This is a genomic window from Empedobacter falsenii (assembly GCF_019308355.1).
Lineage (GTDB): Bacteria > Bacteroidota > Bacteroidia > Flavobacteriales > Weeksellaceae > Empedobacter > Empedobacter falsenii_B.
This window is the reverse complement of the sequence record NZ_JAAGKM010000071.1, coordinates 1-8,491: the sequence shown is the minus strand read 5'-3', so window position 1 is coordinate 8,491 and position 8,491 is coordinate 1. Positions and strand designations below refer to the sequence as shown.

Annotated in this window: 3 protein-coding genes; all 3 read right to left on the bottom strand. The window is 30.2% G+C overall.

All coding sequences use genetic code 11. The features are described 5' to 3' along the window. Nucleotides 1-236: 236 nt before the first annotated feature. Genes drmB through G0Q09_RS14425 form a run of 3 tightly spaced genes read right to left on the bottom strand, consistent with a single transcriptional unit; the run spans nucleotide 237 to nucleotide 8,199 of the window. Complete coding sequence (drmB, locus tag G0Q09_RS14435; protein ID WP_219035405.1) at nucleotides 237-2,171, bottom strand: MrfA Zn-binding domain-containing protein; 1,935 nt, start codon at nucleotides 2,169-2,171, stop codon at nucleotides 237-239. A gap of 3 nt (nucleotides 2,172-2,174) precedes the next feature. Continuing rightward, nucleotides 2,175-5,762, bottom strand: coding sequence for a helicase-related protein (locus G0Q09_RS14430; protein WP_219035404.1), 3,588 nt, complete (start codon nucleotides 5,760-5,762; stop codon nucleotides 2,175-2,177). Continuing rightward, on the bottom strand, nucleotides 5,755-8,199 hold the full coding sequence (locus tag G0Q09_RS14425) for a hypothetical protein (protein WP_219035403.1): 2,445 nt from the start codon (nucleotides 8,197-8,199) through the stop codon (nucleotides 5,755-5,757). The genes G0Q09_RS14430 and G0Q09_RS14425 overlap by 8 nt, the downstream gene beginning before the upstream one ends. Nucleotides 8,200-8,491 lie beyond the last annotated feature (292 nt).

Genomic DNA, 8,491 nt, shown 5'->3' with positions numbered 1-8,491 from the left:
CATCCTAAAAATCCGTATTTTTTTTGTTAGTTTGTAGTCTAAAATTTAGAAAAACAACATGAACAAAAAAAGAGGCCTTTCTAAAAGTCTCTTCGGTATTTTTAAAAAATTTTACGGTAAACCCATAGTGTGGGAAAATACCCAACCAAAAGCTGCCGAAGCTTCCGTTCAACAGGGTTTTCATTGTTCGTGCTTCGCACGCAACGAAAACTTAGCTATTATGCGACCGCCCTTTTTCACGGTTTGTTTATTAAGTTTTTAAAATATCCGTAATCTTTGTCAACTAAAATTCTTCTATCAAGATAACAATTGAATTTTTCACAAGATGTTTCGGGCAACAATGTACAACTGAAACAAGCTGAAAGATTCAAGTTTGCTACGCCTTGTCCGTTTGTGTGATAACAAATAGGGTCTGTTGCACAATCAATAGCACGAATCATCGCGGATTCAATTAGTTTACCAATTTTATTGTCATCACAAATTGATGTTACTCCTCCGTAACTACCCTCTGAACCTGCGATTGTATAAATTAAAACTCCGTTCATTCCAAGTTCTTCGTCAATGTAAAGTCGTTCTTGAATAGACGTTGATGGATAACCACATAAATACTCTAATTCCTTGATGATTAAATGTGAAAAAGTATGTATTAAAACATATTTTGGGTTTAACTCAAAATCATCATTAAAGTTGGATTCAAAGTGGTTTTGATTTCCAATGAGAATTTCAATTCTTTCTTTTATTTTAGGATTATTCTCAATCCAATTATTTAGAATTTCATTGTTAAATTCAAAGAAAATTCCCTCACCAAAACTTTCAATTGCTGGTAAATATTTTGTTGTTTTACCAAAAGTTGAAGTGAATTTTTTTACAATGCTTTCTTTTGTTGCTTTTTCGGGGTCTTCGTCCTGTAAAATTTGACTTGATGAAATCGGTTCTTGTCGTGTGAACGAAGTTTGAACAGAAGAAATTTTTATTTTATCCATTTTGAAAATGGACTTTATTAAATCATCTGGATAAAATAACTTGTCTATTTTGTTGAAAATTAGTTTATCTTCAACTCGTTCACTGTCTTTTTCTGTAATGAATTTGTATTCATCGAACCTGTATTGATTTTCAGTTTTAGCAATTTCAAGTTCTCGTTCACTAAAATTGTTGTCAATCAATTTTTGAATAACTGCAGAATCAATTTCTATATTTTTATAGCGTTTTAGATTCCTTGAAATCGTTTGTGCATTGCTTCCGTCATTGTGTTCTTCTCTAATCAAATTGATTGAATACTCATTTAACTCATCATTTGCGGGAATGTAAATACTTGATAAAATATTTGGATAATAAACACTATTACTTGAACGGATAACAGGTTTGAATAAAATGTCTGTTTCTTTTGTGTTTGGTAATAAATCTTGAATTTTTACTCTTAAATTGAATAGACCCGAAAGTGTGGTAAAGTTTAATTGTTCACCGCTTTTTCTTTTTGCAATTATCCAAATACCTTTCAAATCGTCTAATTTGTCAGAGGTTTTATATTCAAAAATTGCATCTTCGGGAACTTGTATGTTCCCAAGTGTAATAATATCTTCTTCGCTTACTGTTTCAGTGGTTTCTTTTTTGTTGTCTTTTTTCTTGTTTAAAAACATTGCCCATTTATCCCAAGGAATATCAGCAATTTCTCCATTAGGCGATGTTAAGACAAAACGAACTTGTTCTAAATCAAAGAATTTTCTTTTTTTATCTCGATTTTTAACATAACAACTATAACATTTTGGTGGATAAAAATTCTCTTTGTGTTCTGAATTTACATTGTTTTCCCAATTAGTTTTCCATTTATCAATTCTATCAAAGCGATGACAATTATTACAATAAAACCATTCTGGAAAATATTTGGCTGACAAAAATGCGAATTTATTTTCAGGGTCAAATCCTTTTCTTAATTCGTTAACAGGGATTTTTACTAAGTGTTCTAATTCTTGAAAATATCTGCTTAAACGATTTTTAAAACGTTTATCAATTATGAAATTATGTTCTTCAAAATTTCCGTTTATGGTTTGGAAAAATGGCCATTCATTAAAATTATCAATCAGTATCGAACCGTCTCTTGTTTCTATAATAGAACCAACACCACCATAAGAACTAATGGCTTTTCTTGTTTGTATTTGCTCAAATTGTCCCATTACTTAATTTATTATTTTTACAATGCTGTTTGTATCTATTTCTCTCATTGACATCATCAAACTCCAATCATCTAAATCAGACATTTTTTTAATCAGAATTTTGTAAGTCAAATCGCCTTCTTTGGTTGTCCATTTTTCGGATAAAACTTTCAATTTTTCTAAAGCATATTCCAACTGCTTTTTGTTTTTGATTCGTTCTGAAATGAAGCTTTCAAGTTCTCTATAATCTCCTGTAAAATCTTTTGCTCGTTTGTCTAAATACAAACCTTGTTTGTGTCTTACATAACAAACCAGCAAACTCGCTAAAACTTTATCTAAAGCAATTTCTGTAAATGGCGTAACACTTAACGGTTCAACGAATTTGTAATAAGCGTTGTTGAACGGAACGTAATTTTCAAAATAGGATTTATCTCTTGAACGATTAGCGTCCAATAAATTTATTACAATTCCTTTGTCTTTTCGTCCTACACGGCTTGATGCTTGAATGTATTCAGCAACGTTTTTAGGTTGTCCGTTCATTAACATTACATTCAATCGTTCAATGTCAATACCAACTGAAAACATATTGGAAGCCAAAACCAAATCTACCGAATTTTGAACGAAATTATAACCATCTTTTGCAACCAAGCTAAATGGCATTTCTAATTCGTTTAATAGTTTTTTGATAGAATTACTTTCAATTCTGCTCGTCAATTCTTTTGTTCTTCCTGCAAGTCCGAAATAATTATAACCATAAGTTTGTTTTGGCAGTTGATAGCGATTATGTAAGAGTTTTAAAAAGTCTGAAATTTCCGCAGGGACTTTATTATAAACTTTTCCAACATCTCGCAAACTATTGTAGAATGAAACAATCGTCCAAAAATTATTTTCTCTATGTATTGCTTCTTCTTGCGTTAAACTTTCTTTTACTCTGTAATATTTAAACAATTTAATTCTTGCCAAAAGCAAATTTCCTAAAATTCGTATTTGCGAGTTTAAAGCCGTTTTCCCTGTTGGCATAAAGCCAATATGTTTTCGTTTGCTTTCAGTTGAAACATAAGAAAAGAAATTATCGTCATAAGTTACACCCATTGGTGGGAAAATGTTCAATTCTCTATTTCCATATAGCATTGCAACTTGTTGTTCAGTATTTCTTGTCGTTGCTGTTGATGTAATGATTTTGGGTTTTCTTTTTCCTTTTGTAGATAGTAATTCAACGATTGATTCGTATAAACCTGTGATAGAACCTAAAGGACCACTTAACAAGTGTAATTCATCTTGAATAATTAAATCGGGTGGTAATTTCTTTTCATCTTGTGAATTGAAAAGATGATGTCCTTCTTCTCTATGCGAAAGCATTGCGAATTTATCAACTGTTGCAAAAAGCAAAGTCGGTGGATTTTGATAGATTTTATCATCAACAAAATAAATTGGCAATTCTGCACTAAACGCACAACTTGGATTTAAGCAATTTGTTGAAAATGCTTTTTCAGTTGCTTTGTAACCTAAATCAAATCTTCCTGAATTATTTTGCGAAACCAAATTACAACCGCACCAAGAACAACTTGTAATAGGGAAAGTATTTGCTTTACGATAATCTCCTGCTTTTTTGTTATTCAGTTTTATTATTTCGTCAAATATTTTTTTGAATATTGTTTGAGCATCTTTATATGAATTTGGTGTTGTAGAAGCTCCAACCCACATTCCAATAGAAACTTTATCATCACCAAAGAAATAATCTTCATTTGGTTTGAAAAATCGTCTTAAAAAATCTAAAGAAAGAATTAATTTTGTTGCACGTTCAAACTGTTGTGCAGTCAGTAAACGCAATGTATATCGCATTATTACCGAAACTCCGCCCGAATCTTTTCCGTGTAAAATTCTTCTGCTAATTATCGTGAATGCTGTAATTGCCAAATACGCTTCTGTTTTTCCTCCACCTGTCGGAAACCAAAGCAAATCAACAACATTGTTTCTATCATTTGAATCTTCGTTGATTGTAGATTCTATGTTTAAAAGGAAAAATGCTAATTGGAAAGGTCTGTAATTTGGCTTAAACGAATGATTTTCGAAAAATTCTAAATCATTGTATTTAAAATTTTCATCAATTTCAGATAGTTCAATTCCTTTCTTTCCGAACAAATCTTTGTTTGAGATTAACATTTGAATATACATTGCTGTATTTGACAGTAAAAAGGATTTGAAAGCGATTTCGTTTTCATTTAGAAAGTCTATATTCTTGATTAGTCTTTCGTATGTTTTATTCTGCTTTTCTAAAATTGTGCTTAAAGATTTCTTGTAGTTATCTTCTGCTTTGGTTTGTTCTTGCTTTGAAATCCAACCTTTATACTCTTTTGCAAAGAGTTTCAATTTTTGAACGATTGTTTGTTTGTCTAAATCAGTCCAAATTGAAAGTTTTTTTAATTCAGTAATGTCTTTCAAATTTTCAGGAAAATCTTCTTTAAAAGCATTGCTGTAATTTTTAATATCAACTTCGGGTAAAAACGTAGTTTTTAATTCCGTTGGATTTTTATCGTCATTCCAATTAACCGCACAACCGTGTCCGATTGCAAAAGAGTGTTCTTTTCTGTATTGAAAGTTGATTAAGTTTAATTCTTCATCAAAAGGATTTGTTTCTGAAAGTTGTTTGTAAGGCAAAAACGTTACTCCCGAAATAGAAATTTCGCCTTGAAATATTGAATTTCTATTTAATTGTTCATTACTGAACGAGAATTTATTTTTCGGGTGGGTCAATCTGTTTGCCAATAAAATTTTTATGAATTTGCCGTAATGCGTTTCATAAATCTTTTTGTAATAGCAAGTAATAATTGAATTGTCGTCTTGATTTTGGTCTAAAGGATATTCTTTCGATTCATCAAAATTAATCTCTGTTAGATTTAGTTCAACAATTTTAGGTTCTATTTTTACTCTTTTCCAAAGTCGTCCTAAAAGTAATTCACCTTTTTTGTATGCAACGCTGTCAATTAACTCCGTTTGCTGTTCATTTTCTTTGAAACGGCTTCTATAATTTCGAACAGACAAACCTCCTTTGTCAAATTCTTCCTTGTTCAAGGACATTAGTCCGTTTTCGTACTTAAAATATTTGGTAACTGAATTGTATGGATTTTCAGAAAATTTTCTGAAGTCATTTTCTGAAATTTCTATAGTTGCAGAAGTTACTTCTATTTGTATGTACTTTGCGTAACTGAAAGTTACTGTTAAACTTTTTGCATCTTTTGGAACGCAAAAAGTCAAACCAAAATTTGTTGGGAAATATTGATTGGCTTCTGAATATTCTTTTTCGGGTTCTATATTTTTACTTTTGTCAATATCTTCATCAGAATTTTCGGTAGTGTTTTCTATTTCGGGAGTTTCTACTTCAATATTATCATCTTCAATTTCTGCATTTGCATCGTGTGTTTCTTTTTCTCCGATAGAAACTTCCATATCACGTTCAGGGAACAAAATTCCTGAATAATATCTACTCAATGGATAATCTGAAATGATTTCGTTTTCATTGTCAGAAACAAAAACATCAGAACCGGGACCAATCAAATTATCTTTGATTGTATCCCGAAATATCAATCTTGGCTCGTCTAAATAATTATTCATCTACCAAAGTTTTTTTTATAATTGTTTTTTCTTGAATTGTTGCGGTTAGTTTTTCTAAAATTCCATTAGGCAACTTTTTTAGCGAATCGCTTTTGTCTTCTTTGTTAGAAGCAACATAGTCTAACAAATCATTACCCAAAATCTTTCCTGCCTGTTGTCTTATGGAATGGTCTTTTTTAGAATAAACCTTGAATTTTTCAAATTCAGTAACGATTAAATCGTTTGAACGATTGTTCTTCAAACAAAAATCTCGAATAACTTCCAAAGTTTTCACTCTTGGAAATCTTGTTGATGATTTTTCGTCCAAATACAAACGAAAAGTATTGTAATTTATCTTGAATGATGTAAATAAAGCATCGAATAACTTTTCTGTGCTATTAAAATTCGTGGATAAATCTTTCAAAGTTTGTTTCCAACTGTCTGCATATTTATCAAACGAATCCAATAAATTTTCTGTGTCGAATATTTTTAGGATTTTTCTAAATTCTTCTTTGCTGTTGTTTTGGTAAAATCGAATAGTAGCATTTACATAGATTTCTCCAATTGTCGTTTTAATTTGTTCGTTATTTTCAATTAGAAAAACTCCTTTTGAAGAATCGAATTTATCTTTTGTCCCGTCACTAAACTCAATTTCATAAATTGCTTGTTCTTTCGGTAAATCAATAGTTTCATAAGGATTGTTTCTAAAACTTTCACTATTCAAGTCGAAAGCAAAAATATCATCTAATTTTCGTTTTTTAATTTCAGTTGAATGAGCAAAACTTGTTTTAAAAAAGACAAATCTATCTTTGTGATTTAGTCTTGTTTTTTCTTGATTTTGGTATGCCTGTTCAACATTGTCAAAAGAAATTTCATCCAAATTTTCGTAACAAAGAATTTCGCAATTACCTTTTATAGATTTGATTTTTGAATACAATTCTAGGTTATTCAAATAAGGAATGATTACTATTCGGCTTTCCGAATTTTGTTGTTCGTCATTTATCCATTTGTCTAAATAGAGCTTTGAATTATCAATTCTTTTGTCACTAATTATGCGAATGTTGTTTATCCTTTCGTTTTTTATTTGATTTAAAATAGCATCATAGTTTTTTTTCTCTATAACAACATAAACTAGTTTATGACTGTTTTCTTTTGCTGTCCTTTTGATATAGTCCCATTTCAAATTTTCATTTTCCAATATGCTGGAAATTTTTGAAAACAAATTGAAAATACGGTCAGTAAAACCTTTAATAGTATCAGGGTTGTAAATATCTTTTTCATAGAAAAGACTGTTTAATTCTTCTGAAAAAGAATCACTTTGAAAATAATGATTTAATCGGTCTAAATATTCTTGATAAATTCCTTTTGACAAATTAGTATTTACCAAAATCATCCTCAAAAAGAAATTAGTGTACTTCAAAATGAAAGCGAGGCTTACCTTGCTTTCAACTTTTATTTTCTCAATTTCTTTTGAAAGTTCTATAAATGATGAATATAAGTTGCTATTGTTTAATTTGATTTTTATCGTTTCGTTCGGTCTTTCATTGTTTGCAATTTTCACTTCATCATTTGACCACCACCATTCTAAAAATTGATTTTCGGAACTTGGCTTATCTGTTCCGATTACAATTATGTTTTTGTATTTATCTCTGTATTTATCTTGCAAAATAAAATCAAAAGAGTTTCTATACTTTGCATCGCCAATAATTATGATTTCGTCAAATTGTTGATTTTCATTTAAAAGAAAATTTTGTGCAGAATTGAAATCATTACAGCACTCAACTAAGTAGCTGAAAAACGGCAAATCATTGCTAATTTTTCCATTTTTATTCGTGTATCTAATTGGCAAGTATTTACTTTCCCTAAAAAATTGCTTTTCAGCAATTACCAAGGTTCTGTTTTTAAAATCGGTTATAAAAGGGAAGTTGTTGCCAAAAACATTATTTAGAAAAGTAACATAGTTGTCAATATTATTAGAGGTGTTTCTCCCATTTGATAAATTAGGATTTATTTTGTAAAATTTATGACCGCTAATTGTGAAACTTCCTTCTCCCTCATTTTTTTTAGGAAATTTATATTTTAGAGTTAAACCTGTTGGATTTTTTCTTAAAACTTGAAATACTCTTTTTCTTCTATGTGAATACACTAAATCACCTGATTCGATAGGGGGATTTGTTTTTTCGTAATTAAAATAATTCTGATATAATTTAATTAAAACGATTGAGTGAAAAATCGAAGCAAAAAAATTTTCTCTGTATTCTTCTTCAGGTACGCTTATAAAAAAGTCGTTTTTTTCAGAATTGTCATTAAGAATATATTGATAAATCAAATGAAAGTTTGCAAAGTCAAATACGCTGTACTTATCAAAATCTGTTTGTCGTAAATTGATTTCGTCAGCGTAACATTCCTGTATTTCGGAATGAATTAGGTCTAAATAGTCTTTGATTTGGTTTTTCATTCAATGTCATTCGTGTTTTCTACGCTGCTCGTTTAGGGTGTCGCATAACGGTTTGGGGCTTGCCGAAGGCGGGGGGGGTAGCACAAAAGTTCAATAGAATTACTAATCTTGAACCTTATATAAATGCTCAATCGAAGAACTTCAGCCCCGCATTTTGCAAAACCTATGTTGAACTAAACCTTCGGTAGCTTTCTCAGCGCTATATTTAGTTACTTTGTAAAACTAATTAAAAATCAGTAAAATGGCAACAAAAAAAAGAGTGTAGAAGCGCTTAGAGAAAACAAAATCATCA

Excerpts from the sequence above, each read along its gene's own strand:
- G0Q09_RS14430 (WP_219035404.1), bottom strand. The coding sequence starts at position 5,762 with ATGAATAATTATTTAGACGAGCCAAGATTGATATTTCGGGATACAATC.
- G0Q09_RS14425 (WP_219035403.1), bottom strand. The coding sequence starts at position 8,199 with ATGAAAAACCAAATCAAAGACTATTTAGACCTAATTCATTCCGAAATA.
- drmB (WP_219035405.1), bottom strand. The coding sequence starts at position 2,171 with ATGGGACAATTTGAGCAAATACAAACAAGAAAAGCCATTAGTTCTTAT.